This is a genomic window from Exiguobacterium sp. RIT341, from assembly GCF_000632205.1.
In the GTDB taxonomy this organism is placed as follows: domain Bacteria; phylum Bacillota; class Bacilli; order Exiguobacteriales; family Exiguobacteriaceae; genus Exiguobacterium_A.
In genome coordinates, this window is record NZ_JFYW01000008.1 from 61529 (window position 1) to 80809 (window position 19281).

Here is a 19281-nt window from a genome sequence, read left to right on the forward strand (position 1 = left end):
CGTTTCCTCCTTTTTATTGTCCTTGTCCGAGATAGCCAGCAAGCGTTGATGACTGACTGTTTGCTTGGTTCATCGCTTGTTCCATCGCCGCGAATCGGCGATAGTAACTGTCTTCTTTTCGTTTTAGCTTGTCTTCCCATGACAGCATGCTCTTATCGAGATCAGCGAGTGATTTCCCGAGTCGATACGTCGTCGCAACCGCTCCATCCCGTCCGGCAACACCGGAAATCTTATCACGGAGTGTCGTCGCAAATCCTTGAATCTGACGGACGAAACCGTCGAGGCCATTTGGATTGGGAATCGTGTTCCCTTGCGCATCCTTCGTCGGTTCAGGGGCATCAGCTGTGAATAGTTTATAGACACCTTCCGGTTGTTCTTCGAGCATCTTCTTCAGTTTCGTTTCATCGATTTTCAGCTTCCCACCATCCCGGAAGTCACTCGTTGAAGTGATCCCGATTTGCGACATGTACTGGAGTTGAATCGTATCTGTTCCTGACGTGTACGAATAACCGGTATCGATTTTCGACGAGATCGCACTACGGAACTGATTCAGCCCGTCCTGTAAGTAGCTATCGTTCTTCAAGACACCACTCATCGCTTTCTCTTCCCACTTCTTGACTTCATCTTCGCTGAGTTCCTTGCGCTGAGCGTCCGTCAACGGCTGAAAATCACGATACTTTTCTTCACGGACTTTTTTGTTCATCTTATCGATGACATCATTGTATTTGTCGACGAAGTTCTTGATCGAGTCGAAGTTTTTCTGTGTATCGAGCGTCGTATTGATTGTCGTCGCTGTCGTCGTGACATTGTTCAACGTTATCGTCAGACCGTTCTGCGTAAACGTATTCGTCGTCTGTTCGAGTTGTTGTCCACCAATCGTGTACTTGGCGTTTTTCCCTTCGCGACCGAATGTACTGTCTTGTGAATTCACCTTCGCAGTATTATCTGATGCATCAACAATTGAGATATCGGCTCCTACGGGGTTTAAGTTACCGGTACTCGTTTTTGTTAAAACGAGTTTTCCTGTTAAATCATTGAAGACCGCGTTCATCCCAAGACTGGCTTTACCATTGATTGCCGCTGTCAAATCCGAGATCTTTTGTGTTGCGTCAAGCTGCAATGTCTCGGTTACGGCTTTTCCTGTTGCATCGAAGGTATTGATTTGCACATTAATTTTTCCATCTGCGTCTTTTGTGAACAATCCACTCTCTTCCAGTGTTGCATCACTTTTCTTACCGCTTGCTGCGACCATAGTTACCGAAGCGGCACTCGCGAGCTGATCAATGCTGTCAATCGTCACACTGCCAGCTGATGCACTCGGACTTGCTGTTACCGTCAACGCCGTTGCATTGGAGCTAGTGACAGTTTTTGATTGATAATTCTTCGATAACAGCATATCGCTTGCCGCTGTCCGGAAGTCAAGCAATGCCCGGTTCATCTCCCGATACGCATCGCGTTGCCATGTCAGCGTCTGTTTCTTTTGCGATAACCGATCGACCGGCGCCCGTTCCGCCTGCATCAATTGCTTGATCATCGTTTCTGTATCAATCCCACTTGCTAAACCGCTCAGTCGAATACCTGCCATCCAATCAGTCCTTTCCGTTAAATCCGTTTATCGATTAATTGATTAAATTCCATGAATGCCGCAAAGAAATCGAGTTCTTTTTTACTTGGGATTTCTTGCACGACGTTATTGTTCGTATCAACAACTTGAATGTAATATTCGTTTAATTTTTCATGCTTGACGAATTTAAGTCCTGTCCGTTGCAGTTCGAGCTTGATATTCGCTTGTTCCATCGCTGTTTCAAGTTTCGTAACGTGTTGGGGTGTCGGTAGGACAACGACTCCTTCTTCTGCTAGTGCTTCCTGATTCGCTTCCACAAACACATTACGTGTCGCTTCGTACGGTAGGACGTTCGAAGGCAGATGAAGGCGAATTTCCGTATTAATGGAATTCATAGTCGGTCACTCCTTATTTGTTCTCTATGTAGTATATCGGTCAATTCATCTAATTTGTTAGAGTTCAAATACAACAAAACAAAAAAGGCCACGGAACGAGTCCGTGACCTGAACAATCGATATGTGCCAATTACGATTAACGGAGTAATTGGAGAACGCCTTGCGGCTGTTGGTTCGCTTGCTACGCGCATTAGCTTTCGCTAATGATAAGACTATATCTTCATCCTTGAAGTTCAAGGAGCTGGGCACTTCCCCCACCGTTTACGGAGTACGGATTTCATAACCATCGGACAAGTCCATTAGGTCGTCTATCCTAGTCGTTGAACCTTCACCAAGGTTTCCCTACAGGTGCTTGGCTGCTGATTGTCCAATCCTTGATGTTTTTCAGAACGGTCACGCTCGCCGTTTCCAGCCACGTTGTCGTACATCAAGGCTCTCAGGAGTTCCAGCAATTCACCCAGTCATGATCTAATCCGTTACCAGATTAGACGCCCGGTAGAATCAATCATCGAAGGAGTTGGAGAACGCCCTGCGGTGTCTGATTCGATTGAGCCAACATTGCTTGTGCAGCTTGTGCAAGAATCGAGTTCTTTGTTTGATTCATCATTTCTTTCGCCATGTCAACGTCACGAACGCGTGATTCAGCCGCTGTTAGGTTTTCAGAAGATGTTTTGAGGTTGTTGATTGTGTGCTCGAGACGGTTTTGGTTTGCACCAAGTTTAGAACGTTCAGCAGAAACTTTATTAATTGCTGCCTTAGTGATATCCATTGCAGCTCTTGCGTCAGTATCTGTTGCAACACTAATAGTTCCAGTGTTTAAAGAAGACGCTGTTGAATTAATTGCTGAGATAGAAAGTCCAAGGCGCTCATCACTGCTAGTATTTGCTCCGATTTGAATATTTACATCTGCTTGAGCACCAGTAGCGATTTTACCGGCAGCTCCACCATTAGCAGCAGCAAGAACTGCAGTTCTTGTCTGAGTACCGTTCAAAGAAATTTTAACACCAAGTTTATCAAAGTTTAATGTTCCTGATGTATTGTCTGCTAAAGTTACAGTTTGCGAATTACCACCTGCTGTTAATACATATTGACCAGCACCTGTGCCAGCTGTTAAATCAAATGTCGTAGATGCTTTAGCACCACTAATGTCAATTGCTGTTACTCCCTGACTCCCAACAGCGATACCAGTGCCTGCAGAATTTAATTGGACTCCAAAAGTACCATCTAATAACTTTTTACCATTGAAGTTTGTTGAGCTTGCGATTCTATCAATTTCACTGTTTAACTGAGTAATTTCATCGCTGATTGCTGTTCTATCTTCTGATTGTAGATTACCATTTGCTGCCTGTGTAGATAATTCATTCATGCGTTGTAAGATATCGTGTGTTTCATTTAATGCACCTTCAGCTGTTTGAATGAGTGAGATGCCATCTTGTGCGTTACGTCCAGCTTGATCAAGTCCTCGAACTTGTGCACGCATTTTTTCAGAGATTGCAAGACCAGCTGCGTCGTCGCCTGCTTTGTTGATGCGAAGACCTGAAGCGAGTTTCTCCATTGATTTACTTTGAGCTGCAGTAGCACTCGAAAGTTTGTTATGCGTGTTAAGCGCAGTTACGTTGTGATTGATAATCATTGTAATTTCCCTCCATAGGATATGTTTTTTGTCTCTTTGAAGATCCGTCTTCTCCGAGATGTGCCCCCTGGCCGGCCCAAGGGTGACACGGTAGAATTAGTCGATGACTGCTTCTACCTTATATATCGTCGTCGGCTCGAAATGTTTAATAACTTTCTTCAAAAAATACAAAAAAAATCGCACATCCATATCGAACGTACGATTTTCTCGTAGTTTAAAGACGCGTCGCACCCGTCTCTGCTTGTAATTGTTCCGCTACCGCCACAAGTTCTTCCATCGCCCCATTGACTTCACCGAGTGATGCTGCTTGATGGCTTGACGCCTGCAAGACTTGTTCCGCGTGTTTTGACGCTTCCTCGACCATTGCCAAGATGTTCGCTGTCGTTAAGCCAACCTGATCAATCTCCTGATCCGATTTGACAACAAGTTGATCAACCGATTTAACGCGTGAATAGACATTCTCTGTCGAATGATGAATCTCTTCAAACGACGAGCCTGCTTGTTCAACAAGTCCAACACCTGTCGCCACTTCACTTTGAACATCCGTCATTGCGTTCGCCGTGTCATTAACAAGACGTTTGACGCCGGAAATCAAGTCAGTGATTTCTTTTGCGGATGTCGCTGTCTGTTCCGCGAGTTTTTTTACTTCTGCTGCGACGACGGCAAAACCACGCCCTGCTTCGCCCGCTCGTGCCGCTTCAATCGACGCATTCAAACTGAGTAAGTTCGTCTGTGCCGAAATATCACTGATGACATCGGTAATCCGCGAGATTTCGCCTGTCATATCCGTCAGACGACCGTTCAGTGTCGCTGACTGTTCCATCTTCTTCGAAATCATATGCATCGCTTCGACAGAATCGGTTGCAAGCGTCTTTCCATTCTGGGCTTCCGTCTGCATGACTGTCGCTGATTTCAGCGCTTCGTTCATCTCTTTCGCGACTTCATCCATCGTCCGTTTAACGGCACCGAGGGCATCCATCGACAAGTACGCTTGATCGACATTCTCATTCATCTTCGCGGACAGCTCTGCCATTGCTGAACGAATACTTTCACCCGACGCATTGCCTTCCTGGACTGCTGCTGCAATCTCTTGCGCGGACGCTGTCAGCTTATCGCTCGAGCTCCCCATCTGCGTCGCCTGTTTGCGGATATGTAGAACCATGACTTCGAGTTCGTGCATCAGTTGGTCGACTTCATCTCCGCGCTTCGCTTCCTCGAAATCGACATTGAAGTTGCCGTTCGCGACTTCGCGTGCTGTCTCTGTCGCCTTTTCGATTGCTTTGATGGGTTGACGTAGGATTAATTGCGTCAACGACGTTCCAATCAACGATAACAGTAAGCCAATCCCTGCTCCAATCCAGATTGCGTTCGTATCCGCGACATCGAGTCCCCTGTGGAGATAAAGCACAAGCTGGGCTGAGATGCCGCTCGTGATGACTGAGATCGCCAAGACCCAAAAGAATAACCGTACCTTCAAGTTGCTTCGTAATTTACGCATAACCGAAACTTCCTTTCCTGTATCTTCTTTCACCGTCCTCTCTATCGGTTTCTTTTGTAACCGTTTTAAGTCAGTTGACCTGATTTTCAAAAGCGATTTCCAGCGATATGACAAAATCCATTAAAAAGAGTGATGGACCGCTTCATCCATCACTCGTTGCCGTACTATTATTTCCGCTCAATCCCGATATACTTATATGAGATATCCGTTCCGACATTGTGGCGGGCAAGATGTGTGACTTCCGTGTTTTGCAAGAAAGCATTCTTCCGTTGGTAGACAGGTGAGATCGCTTGATCGTCGAGCAACACACTTTCCGCTTTACTGAGTAAGGCAAGACGTTTGTCTTGATCGAGTTCACTTTCAGCCTGTTTCAAAAGACGGTCATACTGTTTATTCGAGTAATCCATCATGTTGAACGGGTTACCTGTCGTGAACAAGTTCAGGTAGGTCGTCGCATCCTGATAGTCTGGTGCCCAGCTCGCGAGTGACAGATCGTAATCCCCTCGTCCTTCACGGGCGAGACGCTCTTTCTTCGGTAGTGACAACAGTTTGACGTCGACGTTCTGCTTCTTCAACGCCCCTTGAATGTACTCCCCGATTTTTTTCGAGATGTCGTCATCTTCAATCAACATCGTCAACTCAAGGTTTTGCTTCGCCAGCACTTTGTTTGCTGCCGTAATATCGTACGACGATTCGATTTGACGCGCACTATCGTATTTCGGATCAAGTTCTTGCGGTACGATGTAGTCAGCAGGGAGTGATCCGTTTCCGAGCAACGTCTCCGTCAACGCCTTTTTATCGTATGCCGCGTCGATGGCTTGACGTGTTTGTTTGTCTTTTAAGGCATCCGTCTTTTCGTTCATCCGGATAAAGAACATCCGCGAATCACTGAACGTGTTGTACTCTTTTTTCCCTTTGTACGTGACGACGTTCTCTGAGTTGAGTGGTGCGACATCGAGATCGCCTGACTCGAATAAGTTGATCGCAAGCATCGGATCCTTGATGATCTTGACGTCGACTTCATCGATCTTGACGTTCTTCCGGTCTGCGTACTCAGCATTCTTCGCGAGCGTATAACCTTGCTCGGCTTGATATTTCTTAAACGTGAATGGTCCGTTGTAGACGTTCGTCTTTGGATCTGTTCCGAACTGGTCGCCTTCTGCTTTGACGATATCTTCGCGGACCGGCATATAGGTGCCGAACGTCGTCATGCTGAGGAAGTACGGCGTCGGACGTTTCAATTCGATCTGGAGTGTCTCATTGTCGACTGCCGTCGTTTTTTCGACCGGCTCAAGCAAGTAAGCAAACGGTGAGTTCGTTTTGACGACACGCTCGAACGCATAACGGAAGTTCTCCGCTGTGACAGGTTTTCCGTCTGACCATTTTGCATTCGGGTCAAGCTTGAACGTATAGACCTTCCCGTCCTCTGACACGTTATGTGATTTTGCTGCCGCCGGAACGAGTTCATTCTTCTCATCGAAGCGATAGAGTCCTTCGTAGATTTGGTTGAAGATGTTTGACGTGATGGCATCTGCCGGGTCGACCGACAGGAGATCGTAACTTTCCATCGTATGCAGGACCTTCTTATCCGCTTGTTTATCTTCTGCTGGTTCTGTCGTTGCACATCCTGCGAGTAAAACTGCCGTGCTCGCCGCTGCGATCAATGTTTTTTTCATGTGTAGTGCCTCCTGAGAAATATGATGAGCGTTGGATGATTCGGCATTTGACGTACAACAAAAGGCGTCCTCTATGCATAGCTAACAGCTAATGCATAGAGGACGCCTGTATCCGCGCGGTGCCACCTCTGATTGAGACGAAAAATCGTCTCCACTTGTCGCTGGTCCAACAACCAGCTAGCCCGGTAACGGGGGCAACCGTCCTGTCTACTCGAAGGTTCAACAGGCTCTCAGCGGTCCATTCTCGTTCAGCTTACCGTGTCAGGCTCTCACCATTCCTGACTCGCTTGGTCGGCAGTGTTGACGATACTTACTCCGCGTCATCGATGTAATTGATATGGCTTAACTTGTTGTTTACTTTACACGGCTTGTTTTTCGCTGTCAACGAAAAAAACTCAGAACGGATGGTCTTCTTGTTTTTCTTGCTCCCGACGGACCGGTCGTGGTTGAATCGGTTCGACGTGTTTGACATGTGTTCGTGTAACGATGCGGTTACTGAGTGCTGCATCGACCAAAATCGTGATCGCTGCTGCCATGTGTAAGAACATCCCAACGACCGGAATGACACCGACCGTTGATGCGACGATCCCGACGATGTTCCCTTTTGAGACATTTCCGGCACGTGCCGTCAATACGACGACGACGATGTGGAACGCGAGCATCAACCACAGGGCATTATAACCTGAGAAAATGACGATTGAACCACCTAAGAGCGGAATCCCGAGCACCGCTTCCATTCCACCTGATACCCACTTCAACGTCCGCAATGAATCCTGTCGACTCTCCATGACGTCGCCTCCTCTTTTTTTCCATATGTCTAGTATACGACGGATTGCAGAAAAGGTTCCAACGTTTTTGTTTAGTTTCTGTATTAATCATCATAAAAAAGAACGATCCGCAGACCGTTCTTTGATGATGCATCACACGTCCACTCGACTCCTACAGGAAAAAGCGCGTTCGCGCTGTCAGAGACGAACAAGACCCGGCTCTGCGTCGAAGACGACAGCGCCGCGGCTTGTGTCTCGCCTGAGGAAAGCGAGTGGAAAAGTCGTGATGTTTACTTCAATTAAACGGCCAACACGTGGAACTGATAGCCACGATGGACGACGAACCCTGCCTCTTTGTAGAGATCGAGCGCACGATCATTATCCGTCTCGACGTCGAGTTCGAGTTGTGTCCGACCTGTCCGGAACAACGCTTGAACCATCAGCTTCAGCATCTTCTTCCCGTAACCATTACCTTGCGCTTCCGGACGAACCGCGAACGCATGGATGCTCGCTTGTGTATCGGAAGCGAGATAGGCACGAATGACACCGACCGGCTTGCCATTAGCGACGCCGATGAACGTGATCCGGTCGTCGGATTCAATCGCTTGATAGATCGATTCTGCTTCTTCGTCCGTGTTACCGAACGATTTGCCGAGCGTCTCGACGATGAACGGGCGGTCGTCCGCTGTCGCTTCGCGTAATTCGAAATCCGGATCTGCTTTCAAGAACAGCTGCGCCTTTTTCAAAATCATGTTGTACTCGGTCATCCGGTACTCAGCACCTAATCCTTCGAGGACAGCTTGACCTGACTCACTCGCGTCGTCAATGACGAACGTGAATGCTTCGACGCCTGCTTCCGTTGCCCGCGCCCGTGCTGCTTCAACAAGTGCCGTGAAGATGCCTTGTTTCCGGTAATCCGGATCAACGAAGACATTCAATTCCCACTCCGTCGGTAAGTACGCGAACGCTTGTAAGTACCCGATGAGTTGCTCGCCATCATAGATTGCGAAATCGTTCTCGCCGACCCAATCGGCTGCGACTTTTAATTCAATGCCATCGTGATCGTTAACACATTTTTCGAGTTGTAATACATCTGTTGTTTGTTTGACGTCTGTGACGTTCCATTCCATATTCATTCACCTCATTTTCAACTATACCGAACGAACAAAAGAAGCACTAGCAAAAGCTAGTGCTCATTGCAGTTTGAATGTCTTCATCATCTGCGGGACGTCCTTAACGATCAAGTTCTCGATCGCTTTTTTGCCGACAGCGCCTTTGACGGCTTCCGTTGGTAAGACGTAGTAGTACGTTTTGCTACCTTTCGTCCCGAGATATGTACCATATCCGATTTCACGGTCGAACTGTTTTTTCGAGAGCTTCTTCGGCTCGTAGTTCAAATTGACGAGCAGCTGATCCGCTCCTTTGACTTTATAATACAACGCGAACGTACCACTCCGCGTGACGACACCGTATTTTGATTTAACGGTCTTATTCTTGACGAATTCGACCTTGTCTTGCTGGATTGCCTTTTTCAACGCATCCGTCGTCTTGACCGTATAGCCGAACGTCTTGTTCGCGACGACTCCTTTGCTATACGTTACGTTGCTTGCAGCAAAGCCCGTCACTGGAGTCAGACATGCTCCGAGTAAGACTCCTGTCATTGCGATTCGTTTCATTCTGACTCCCCCTTAAAATGATCTATAGTTATGGATTCCCTTTTGTGAAATAGGTAAACTCTATTCTCGAAAAAGATTTGACGGAATTGTCTAAATTTCTTACGATAAGGATAACGAAATGAAATGGGGTTAAAGCGATGACTGAACAAGAACAATTAACGCAAGAACAACTCGATAACTTGCTCAAGAATGCGTTTGCAATGCAGGTTCCGATCCTCGAGAAGTTCATGAAGGATACACACGATCGTTATGCACTCGCAACGACGTCGTTCAAGCGTGACATGGAAGCGATGAAAGAGACGGAATGGCATCAGTTCTTCGCTAGTAAACTGTTACCACACTTCTTCCTCGAGCACCTCGGATTCGGGGCATCGTTCCGCTTCAATGGACACGATAAGGAAGTCGATCTTCCGGAAAACGTCGTGCCCGTCCGTAATGATGCCGATGAGCAAATCGAAAAAGTCGTCCTTGGGGTCAAAAAGGCGATGCAAGATGAGCACATCAAGAACCATGATCTTGTCGCGAACTTCTATAAGGAAACACTCGAACTCGCTTGCCAGATGGGTAGCCGTGTCGGAATGAGCGATGAGTTCTATACCCTCGTCAAACCAAGTCTTGTTCATGCGAACGAAGGCGAATGATCTTTAACTTCTACCAACATAAAAAAAGGAGATCAGCTTCTGTATGATACGGAAACTGTTCTCCTTTTTCGTATGTCTGTTTCAGAACGAAGCAGCTCACCCGCGACTCCTACAGGAAAAGAAAGTGCCAATAGCACTTTCATCAAGGACTAGTAAGACCCGGCAGATGGCACGGAGTGCAAGATGCCGCGGCTTACTCCCGCCTATGGAAAGCAAGGATGACGGAATCGTTCGTCAAAACCCTCTACCCTTCTATCCAATCAAAATCGCACGTAGAAGACCGCTCCCCTACCACTTCGGTCGCGGACACCGTAGTCGAATTGATGACTATCGAGAATCATCCGACTGATCGCAAGACCTAGTCCATGTCCGGCACTGCCTTCTTGTTTAACATAGACGTCCCAGATCGTTGCTCGGTCTTCTGCTCGGACACCCGCTCCTTCATCCTCGACCGTCATTTCGTCATGCGTTAAGCGAACCATGACCGTTCCGCCGACTGGTGAAGCAAAACGGGCGTTCATCAAGAAGTTGATCAGGACACGTTCGAACATCCGTGAATCAAGTGATTGCCTAACCGGTTGCAGCTCCGTCGCCAGTGTCAGTCCTGCTAGCGTGAACGTACTGCGCAGGCGTTCAACCGTCGCTGTTACTAATTCATCGACCGCTACCTCAGTCATGTCAAGTGGCATCCGTCCACCGGCAAGCTTCGAATAAAGTAACGTCTCATCAATCAGATGACCGAGTCGATCCGTTTCCTCGATGATGCTCGTCGTCACGTCGGGCAGTTCGGCGACGGGAATGACACCTGCCGCAAGCGCCTCCGTCTCGTTTCGAATGATCGCAAGTGGCGTCCGCAAATCGTGTGTGATGCCGGCAATGAATGTCTTTTGCAGATGGTCCTTTTGTTTGAGCTGTGTCTGCATCTCATCGACGGCGTCGATCAACTCCCCGACTTCATCCTTCGGTCGGGCTGGCAGGACGACGTCCGTTTCACCAGCACCAATCTTTTGAGCGACGGATCGAAGCGTCACGATCGGTCGTGTCAGGTGCCGTCCCATATAGTACGCGAGTAAGGATGCCAGCAACAGGGTCACCAGTAACGCGAGTCCGATCGCGATGTAAACCCCGTCGAGGGCGCTACTTGCTAGCGGCGCTTGACGGACCGTCGTAATCCGGGTTCCATCAACGGTCAGCTGATATGTCAGCAACCGTTCGTCTTGCACTTCGATGACGTCTTTTTTCTTCAGCCCATCTAAAAGTGGCAACCGTCCCGCCGGTCCACGTGCGCCAATCCGTTGCGTCAATCCATCGGTCGTTAAAAACCCTTGAATGTCACGCGGAATCGGCGTGTCGGCTTCAATCGCTTGTTTGATGATGTTCGCTTCCCGCGCGAGTTGATCGTACCGTTCACCTTCTGCGAACCGATTGACGAGGAACGCCGTCAAGACGAAACTAAGAACCCCCATCACGAGCAACGGACCGACGACAGCGTATAAGAACTTTCGGATCAAAGGACGTCGTTTCATTCAATCGCCTCCAATCGGTAGCCGACCCGGTGGACCGTCTTCAATTGTTGTTTAATGACAGGCAACTTATCGCGCAGTTGTTTGACGTGCGTGTCGACGGTCCGAGTATCGCCTCCGAATGCGTACCCCCAGACGTCATCAAGAATCTGATCCCGGCTCAGTGCCTCACCAAGATGTTCGATGAAGTAGAGCAGCAGTTCGAATTCCATCTTCGCGAGACTGACTGCCTGTTCTCCTGCTTTGACTTGGCGTCCCTTCTCATCGATCGTCAAGTCACCGAACGTATGGCGGGCGACCGGACGGACTTTTAATGCCCGTTCGAGCCGGATCGTCAATTCCTTCAGGACGACTGGTTTGACGAGATAATCATCGGCACCGAGTTCGAGTCCGAAGACACGATCATCTGCCTCCCCACGCGAGGTCATCATGAAGACGACCGGCGGCTGGACTTGTGATTTGATACTTGGCACGAGCGACCAACCGTCACCGTCCGGCAAGCGGACGTCGATTAAGACAGCGTCAAACGCTGTCGTTAAGCACTGCTTCGCCTCTGCTAACGAACCAGCAATCGTTACGTCATACGCATGGTGCCGGAGGAAACGTGCCGTCACCTGCGCTAATTTTTGTTCATCTTCAATCAATAGTACGTTCATGGTCATCCCTCCACTCCTAGTGTAGCGCCTTTTTGTCCAGATTTGCCTTTCTTCGCAGTTTCTTTGCAACTTCCTCACAACTTCTCTTTCGTGACCCTCTACCATAAAAGGTGAAAGGAGTGATCATCCCATGACATTCAAAAAACAATGGATCACTGCATTGACAATTAGCGCATTAACAGTCGGAGGCGCGTCAGCATATGCTGCGACGAACGACGACTCGAGCACGACAAAACAAGCGAAACACGGGCACCACTTCGAAGGTATGAAAAAACACGACATGACGTTACTCTTGAAAAAATTGAACCTGACACAAACTGAGGCAGATGCTGCCCGTGAGAAAGGGCAATCAATCGCCGATCTTGCAAAAGCAAAAGGGATCTCGTTCGCTGATTATAAAAAGGCAGAACTCGCAGCAGCGAAGGAACAACTCGCTAGTCTCGTTAAATCAGGTGACTTAACACAAACGCAAGCAGACGACATGTTGAAGCGCCAGACGGAACGCTTCAGTGGCGTCAAAAGCTATGATGAGTTAAAAGAGAAGATGCCGATCGGTCGTCACGGTGGACCTGGTTTCTTCAACGAATCGTTGATTGCTGACGTCCTGAAAGCACTCGGACTAAGTCAGTCGAAATTCGATGCAGCGAATCAATCGCTCGCTGCTTATGCGAAGGCACAATCGATTAAGTTCGCTGACTACAAAAAAACGTTGCTTGCGGCTCAGACGAGTGAACTCAATCAGCTCGTCAAAGACGGGAAGATGACGAAAAAACAAGCAACAGAAATCAAGTCTCGTCTGACAGAGGAATACAAGGACGCGAAGAGCTATGATGACCTTCCGGATCGCGGTGAACACGATAAGCGCGGTGACCATGGACCAGGTGGTGTCTTCGGCGACGCGACATCAGCGATTCTAAAAGCACTTGGACTCGATGAGGCGAAATTCAAAGCAGCGGATCAATCATTGCCTGAATTTGCGGAAGCGAACAAGATTGCTTACGCAGATTTCGAGAAAGCTATCCTAACAACGCAAAACGCTGCGATTGATCAACAAGTCAAAGATGGCAAGCTAACAGAAAAACAAGCGAAGCAGATCAAGGAACACATCCAGTCACGAGCGGATGCGGTTTCAAGCTACGCTGATTTGAAGAAAGGACCAGAACGCGATGGTCATGGTCGAGGACACGGACCTGGTCCGGATGGTGACATGCCGGGCGCACCGGATCAAGGACCGGATGCGGATCCGAATGCGAGTGCTACATCCGTCGATTTAGCGATTTAAAGATTAGACCGAGGCTCTTTCATCAGAGCTTCGGCTTTTTTTGTTCACGTTAGGACAATTGTCTTTTAATCATGAATTTCATATACTGGTTCACTTTTTTGAAAAATAAGTCTATTCCTTGAACGAAGGTTGCAAATTCCATTTCCTACACCCGATACTAGTAGAGAGAACGTTAGTATCGTAAGGAGGTGACGTGGATGGCTTTTCATGAAGCGATGAATCGGATTCGTCAATCCGACACAGCCCCACTCTATATCGGTGGACTTGAAGTATCTCGTCCGGAAACGGCGGAAGCCTTCTTTCAACAACAGACAGATGCAATTTTTTTATTTGATGCCTCTGGAACAATCATCTATTTCAACGAACAGTTACAGGACATGCTCGGCTATTCCGCTGAGACGCTCTATGAGCACTTTGCCGTCTTCAATCCACCTGATCAAGTCGAAGCGGTGACATCCTTTTTCAATCGTGCGTTACATGGTGAGACCGTTCATTATACGGCACAAGGACTTCATGCCGATCAACACCGGGTTACGTTAAAAATTACGAACATGCCGATCGAACAAGACGAACAAGTCATCGGCGTTTACGGGATCGCACGTGATATCACACGTGAGAAACAACTCGAAGAAGATGTCTCGTCGATTCGCTCCCAACTTGAACTGACGGAACAGATTCCTGAACTCGTCATCTTCCACTTTGATATCCACACACAAATGATCGAGTTCTCCCCCGCACTCCTCCATTTTTTAGGGTTGTCGGAAACCGATGCAACGACGCTAGATCAAGCACAATTATTCAGTCGGATTCATCCTCGCGACTTCGATCCGCTCCGGTTCGAGATGGAACGGCTGATTGCTGGTGAAAAAGGACGATTTGAAATGGAAGTCTCTTTTCTGACCGCTTATGGAACGTATCAGCTGTTACGCTTAAAAGCTTTTCACCGTCCCCATCATCCGGACCATCTGTCGATCGTCCTCTATGACTTATCGGAAGTCGACGAGGCACGCCGGCAACTCGTTACGGAACGGGCGCAGGCACGTGAAATCTATGAAGCCGTCAACGCCGCGATTTCACAAATTGACTTATTCTCGGGTCGGATCCTGTTTCATTCGCAAGGATTTCTGCATATCTTCGAAGAATTGCCAGAGAATTTAATCCTTAGTCGCGAGTGGTTGTACGAACGACTAGACGCGCGCGATCATGCTGCAATGAAACAATTCATCGGACGATTGGTTGACGGTCAGGCTGATACGATCCAGTACCGCCTTCACTTCCCGGATGGTCGCGTCAAATGGATTGAGGATCAACAAATCCCTGTCTTCCAACTGGACGGTACGATTGCCTATACGAATAGCATCATGCATGATATCACGCTTCAAAAAGCGTACGAGGAACGATTGCGGCAGCTCGCTTTGCGTGACGCTGTGACGCATCTGCCGAACCGGCAAGCGCTGATTGAGACGATTGATGTGTGGCAACAGAAGGACCACCCCTTCTTCGTCCTCACCGTCTCCTTTAACCGGATTGCTGAGATCAATAATGCCTTCGGACACGGATCTGGTGATCAGTGGCTAAAAGGAACGGCTGCCTTATTACAGCAAACAAAGTCAGATGGAATGTTTCTCGGACATCTTGGTGGTGATGAGTATGCCTTGCTCGTACCGACAAGCTTTAAACAGGATGTGACGGCATGCGCTGAGGCACTACTCGATCTATCGGAAACACCGATCTCGATCGAACCATACGCCTTGTTCGCTCGTATTTCCGTCGGGGTCAGTCGTTATCCGGAAGACAGTACAGACGCCGTCGAATTGTTAAAGCATTCCTATACGGCCTTACGACGATCGCGTCGTGAAAATCACAGTACGATACACCACTACGCATCGAATCTCGATATCGATTATTACCGGCGCTACCGGCTCGAGCAGGACTTACATTACGCGATCGAACGTGATCAACTGTTCCTCGAATATCAGCCAAAAGTCGACAGCTGGACAGGAAAGATTGTCGGTTTAGAAGCGTTGATTCGTTGGCAACACCCGGAATGGGGACGAATTCCACCGAACGATTTCATTCCGCTTGCCGAAGAGAGTGCCTTACATGTCGCAATCGGAGACTGGGTCGTCGAGACGGCGTGCCGTTCGATGCAAGACTGGAAGGCGACCGGAGCAGAGCTTGTCCCAATTTCCGTCAACGTCTCACCGAAACGATTCTTGATCCCCGGCTTCGAACACCATATCGAGCGGATGCTGTCGACGTACGATCTTGCGCCTGAGTTACTTGAACTTGAAATCACGGAAGCGGCTTTAATCATGGATGATCCGATGACGAGCCGGACGCTCGAATACGTCAGCCGGATCGGTGTTCGGATCGCACTCGACGACTTCGGGAAAGGCTATTCTTCAATGGTTTACCTGCAACGGTATCCAATCGATGTCATCAAGATTGATCGGCAGTTCGCGACCCACATTACGGATGACGCCAAAGCCCAAGCGATCGTCAAAAGCATTCTCTATATGGCAGGTGAGTTCAATCTGACCGTCGTCGCCGAAGGCATCGAGACGCTCCGTCAGCTCGATACGTTTCGGACGCTCAATTGTCCGAGTATCCAAGGCTATCTATTCAGTCGCCCGGTTCCAGCGGATGTCATGGAATCGTTCCTCCTGCGGGAGATTTTGTATCCAATTGAAGCCTGTTCCTTGTCGAGCGATACCATCCCCCGTTTTTCCGTCTCTGGGAAAGTTCGCATGCTGACACATCATACCCAGTCGTTCGAACTGCCCTTCTCAGACATTGAAGCGCATCAAACGAGTACGCGGGCACTCTATTTTTCGTCGAAGACGTTGTTACCGTTGTCGGACGCAACGTTTGAGATTCGCTTGAGTGAAGGAGTTCAACTCGTCTCCTGTACGGTGACGATCACCGGACAACAAGATAATCAATACATCGGTGAATATACAAATCCGATCGAAGCAGAACAGATCATGCGTTTCTTCCAGTCGTTACGTTATCGCCCTTGACCTCTCCACGAAGACGTTCACACACGTCTTCGTGCTTTTTTGTTATAGTAATCCTAAAGCGTTTTACTATAGAAGGGAGGAATGGCATGCAGTCACCACTACCTACGAAACATCATCGTCGCTCTACGAAAGGTCAGCTTTTTCGACGATTACTGATGCTGACAATCGGTGCCATCATCTTCGCACTTGGACTGAAGGGATTCCTTGTTCCAAATAACATCATCGATGGCGGGATCGTCGGAATCTCGATCATCGGCTCAAAGGTGACGGATACGACGCTCGCTTTGTGGCTGTTCTTTTTGAACATCCCGTTCATCTTTTTCGGCTATAAGCAGATCGGAAAGACGTTTGCCCTGTCAACGTTATATGCGATCTTCGTCATGGCAATCGCAACGAAACTCCTCGAGCACATCGGTCCCTTGACGAGCGTTGATCTGCTCGCGACCGTTTTCGGTGGCTTAATTCTCGGAATCGGCGTCGGGATCGTCATCCGTTCGAGTGGATCACTCGACGGAACTGAGATTCTTGCTGTCTCTTTCAGCCGCTCGACACCGTTTTCAGTCGGTGAGATCGTCATGTTCTTCAACGTCTTCATTCTCGGTGCTGCTGGATTTGTTTTCGGTTGGGACCGAGCGATGTACTCGTTGATCACCTATTTCGTCGCCTTCAAGACGATTGACGTCGTCATCGACGGACTCGATCAATCGAAGAGTGTCTGGATCATTTCGGAGAATTACGAAGAGATCGGTCTTGCGATCATGGACCGACTTGGTCGAAGCATGACGTACTTAAACGGGGAAGGTGCCTTTACCGGTGACGGCAAAAAAGTCATTTTTTGTGTCATCAGCCGGCTCGAAGAATCTAAACTGAAGGACATCGTTCGTGACTTCGATGAACAAGCTTTTATCGCGATCGGCAACATCCATGATGTCCATGGCGGTCGCTTCAAGAAAAAAGATATCCATTAACCGAACGAAGGGAAGGAACGCGGGTGTGGAAAAAACATCGTAAGAAAATCATCGGCGGCGTGATCGTCATCGTGACGCTCGCTGTCATCGTTGTCATCGGGATTTCCGGTTATGTCGGATCATCGTTGACGCAACCGGAACGCGAAGCCTTGACGACGACACCCAAAAAAGCAGAAGGACTTGACTATGAAGATGTCACCTTCCGTTCTTATAAAGACCGGACACGTTTGTCTGGCTGGTGGATGCCTAGCGAGGACGCAAAACTGACGGTCGTCTTCGCCCATGGTTACGGCAAGAACCGGGAGCAAGAAGATGTTCCAGTCTTCCCATTATTCAAGAAGTTCCACGACGCCGGCTATAATGTCTTGACGTTTGATTTCCGGGGATCCGGTGAATCGGACGGGAAACGCGTTACGGTTGGTGCCAAGGAACAAGATGATCTACTGACAGCTGTTCGTTACGCGAAGTCACGTTCTTCAAAACCGGTCGTCCTCTATGGTATCTCGATGGGCGCAGCGACATCACTCGTAACGGCACCGAAAGCGGCTGTCGTCGGTGTCATCGCCGACAGCCCGTTCAGCGACTTAGAGAATTATCTCGCAACGAACCTGCCCGTCTGGAGCGGGTTACCGAACTTCCCGTTCACACCGATCATCCTTGAAATCACGCCACCGTTGACAGGTCTTAATCCAGAACGAGTCAAACCGGTCGAAGCGGTTCGGCGCATCGAGTACCCGATTCTGTTGATTCACGGGAAGGATGATGATGCGATTCCCGTCACGGAAAGCATGAAGATCCAAAAAGCTGCTCCGCGCTCGGAACTCTACGTGACGGAAAACGGCGGACACGTCCAGTCATACGCGCATGACCGGAAGGCGTATGAAGATAAAGTGTTGACCTATCTGTCTGACTTGCATTGATGGAAGGAGAGACACATGCAACAGCTATCTGTGTTCTTGACCTGGTTTGTCGCGTTGACGGTGATGACGATCGGACTACTCGTCTCCCGTCGCGCCGGCTATCGTTTGCCCCATGGACGGACGATCGCTTTGATTTGGACGGGTTCCGCCCTGATCGGACTAGCCCTTTACTTATTACGTTGAACGAACAGCCGCCCGCTTCCTTAACGGAAACGAGCGGCTGTTATTTGTGCTTATCGTTTTAGTACGGCAGCGCCTACAATCTTCAAGACTTCCGGACGACTGAGTTTCTCTTTCCCTTTTGCAAGGGCATCCAGCGTTCCATGTGCGAGTGCAAGTGGAATGTGACAGAATTCATAAATCGTCGTCTCCTTCGGAATGGACGCAAGGTAAGCATCGGCTTCTGCGAGATTCTCGCGCGCATAAGCAAACATCGTATCCGTCGTCCAACCAGGTGGGAAGTAGCCGACACCACGCTCCGCATCTTCCTGTTGGTTACGAAGGATGTTGACGGCTTGCAAACCACGACCGAATCCGATCGCTTGCTGTTTATCGGTGACGATACCAGCCTTCCAATACCAGATGTCGGATAACATAACACCGACAAGTCCCGCGACATAGTATGTGTACTCATCAAGATCCGCTTCCGTCTCGACCGTCCAGTCACGCTCAGCCCAGACCGCCATGCCTTCTGCCATCTCAGCCGTCGAATCGAGCACTTTCGGACGAATCGCAGCCGGACAATAGGCGATCCACTCCGGTAGACGAAGGGTCACTTCTGGTAGGTGTGCCGTATACGGCGCAATCAACTCAAGATAGGCGGTAGCGGAAAATGTGCCCCGCATCAACAATGCCGTCTCCCGGAGCAACATCGTCTTGACGTCCGTCGCCAAGTCTTCATGATCTTCAATCTCATCGATGGCGCGCATGCATAGATAAGCAGCACCGACCGCTTCCTGTAAGTCTTGCGATAGTCGACTAATCGGGATATAGAAGGTGCGACTCGTCGCTTTCAATACTCGGTTCGCGTCTTTTTTCAGCTGCTTCGTCTCATTCATT

General features: G+C 48.9%; 17 protein-coding genes and 1 other annotated feature. Of the genes, 6 read left to right on the top strand and 11 right to left on the bottom strand.

Features of this window, described 5'->3' with window-relative positions:
* Nucleotides 1-13: 13 nt before the first annotated feature.
* The 8 genes from fliD to BW42_RS09365 form a co-directional block, all read right to left on the bottom strand.
* Complete coding sequence (gene fliD, locus BW42_RS09330) at nt 14-1585, bottom strand: flagellar filament capping protein FliD (protein WP_035410055.1); 1572 nt, start codon at nt 1583-1585, stop codon at nt 14-16.
* A gap of 17 nt (nt 1586-1602) precedes the next feature.
* The gene (locus BW42_RS09335) at nt 1603-1959 is read right to left on the bottom strand and encodes a flagellar protein FlaG (protein WP_035410058.1); all 357 of its coding nucleotides are present in this window, start codon (nt 1957-1959) and stop codon (nt 1603-1605) included.
* Nucleotides 1960-2464: 505 nt separating this feature from the next.
* Nucleotides 2465-3592 (bottom strand): flagellin, encoded by a 1128-nt coding sequence (locus BW42_RS09340; RefSeq protein WP_035410061.1) that lies wholly within the window; start codon nt 3590-3592, stop codon nt 2465-2467.
* A 214-nt stretch (nt 3593-3806) separates the two neighbouring features.
* Nucleotides 3807-5090: a methyl-accepting chemotaxis protein gene (locus BW42_RS09345; RefSeq protein WP_035410064.1), complete on the bottom strand. Its 1284-nt coding sequence runs from the start codon at nt 5088-5090 to the stop codon at nt 3807-3809.
* Between the two features lie 167 nt (nt 5091-5257).
* Nucleotides 5258-6766 (bottom strand): peptide ABC transporter substrate-binding protein, encoded by a 1509-nt coding sequence (locus BW42_RS09350; RefSeq protein WP_035410067.1) that lies wholly within the window; start codon nt 6764-6766, stop codon nt 5258-5260.
* 95 nt (nt 6767-6861) lie between these two features.
* Nucleotides 6862-7099 (bottom strand) — a binding site (T-box leader).
* Between the two features lie 62 nt (nt 7100-7161).
* A complete protein-coding gene (locus BW42_RS09355; protein ID WP_035410070.1) occupies nt 7162-7554 on the bottom strand; it encodes a hypothetical protein in 393 nt (130 codons plus the stop codon).
* A 278-nt stretch (nt 7555-7832) separates the two neighbouring features.
* Nucleotides 7833-8663: a GNAT family N-acetyltransferase gene (locus BW42_RS09360; RefSeq protein ID WP_035410073.1), complete on the bottom strand. Its 831-nt coding sequence runs from the start codon at nt 8661-8663 to the stop codon at nt 7833-7835.
* Between the two features lie 63 nt (nt 8664-8726).
* Entirely contained in the window at nt 8727-9209 is a 483-nt protein-coding gene (locus BW42_RS09365; protein WP_035410076.1) for a hypothetical protein, read from the bottom strand.
* 137 nt (nt 9210-9346) lie between these two features.
* Here BW42_RS09365 and BW42_RS09370 point away from each other — a divergent pair, with 137 nt between their 5' ends.
* Nucleotides 9347-9850, top strand: a complete 504-nt coding sequence (locus BW42_RS09370; protein WP_035410079.1) for a hypothetical protein — start codon at nt 9347-9349, stop codon at nt 9848-9850.
* A gap of 260 nt (nt 9851-10110) precedes the next feature.
* Here the strand turns inward: BW42_RS09370 and BW42_RS09375 are convergent, their stop codons facing one another.
* Nucleotides 10111-11376, bottom strand: a complete 1266-nt coding sequence (locus BW42_RS09375) for a HAMP domain-containing sensor histidine kinase (RefSeq protein ID WP_035410080.1) — start codon at nt 11374-11376, stop codon at nt 10111-10113.
* On the bottom strand, nt 11373-12029 hold the full coding sequence (locus BW42_RS09380) for a response regulator transcription factor (RefSeq protein ID WP_035410084.1): 657 nt from the start codon (nt 12027-12029) through the stop codon (nt 11373-11375). Before BW42_RS09380 ends, BW42_RS09375 begins: the two co-directional genes overlap by 4 nt.
* 130 nt (nt 12030-12159) lie before the next feature.
* Between BW42_RS09380 and BW42_RS09385 the strand changes: the two genes are divergently transcribed.
* The 5 genes from BW42_RS09385 (at nt 12160) to BW42_RS16315 (ending at nt 18405) form a co-directional block, all read left to right on the top strand.
* Entirely contained in the window at nt 12160-13311 is a 1152-nt protein-coding gene (locus BW42_RS09385; RefSeq protein WP_035410086.1) for a hypothetical protein, read from the top strand.
* A gap of 197 nt (nt 13312-13508) precedes the next feature.
* Nucleotides 13509-16334 carry a GGDEF domain-containing phosphodiesterase gene (locus BW42_RS09390; protein ID WP_035410090.1) on the top strand — a complete coding sequence of 942 codons (2826 nt, stop codon included), beginning with the start codon at nt 13509-13511 and terminating at the stop codon, nt 16332-16334.
* 86 nt (nt 16335-16420) lie between these two features.
* On the top strand, nt 16421-17302 hold the full coding sequence (locus tag BW42_RS09395) for a YitT family protein (RefSeq protein WP_035410093.1): 882 nt from the start codon (nt 16421-16423) through the stop codon (nt 17300-17302).
* 23 nt (nt 17303-17325) lie between these two features.
* The gene (locus tag BW42_RS09400) at nt 17326-18222 is read left to right on the top strand and encodes an alpha/beta hydrolase (protein ID WP_035410095.1); all 897 of its coding nucleotides are present in this window, start codon (nt 17326-17328) and stop codon (nt 18220-18222) included.
* Nucleotides 18223-18237: 15 nt separating this feature from the next.
* Nucleotides 18238-18405, top strand: a complete 168-nt coding sequence (locus tag BW42_RS16315) for a hypothetical protein (protein ID WP_155960181.1) — start codon at nt 18238-18240, stop codon at nt 18403-18405.
* A 50-nt stretch (nt 18406-18455) separates the two neighbouring features.
* Here BW42_RS16315 and BW42_RS09405 read toward each other — a convergent pair whose 3' ends face one another.
* A complete protein-coding gene (locus BW42_RS09405) occupies nt 18456-19280 on the bottom strand; it encodes a squalene/phytoene synthase family protein (protein ID WP_035410098.1) in 825 nt (274 codons plus the stop codon).
* Nucleotide 19281 lies beyond the last annotated feature (1 nt).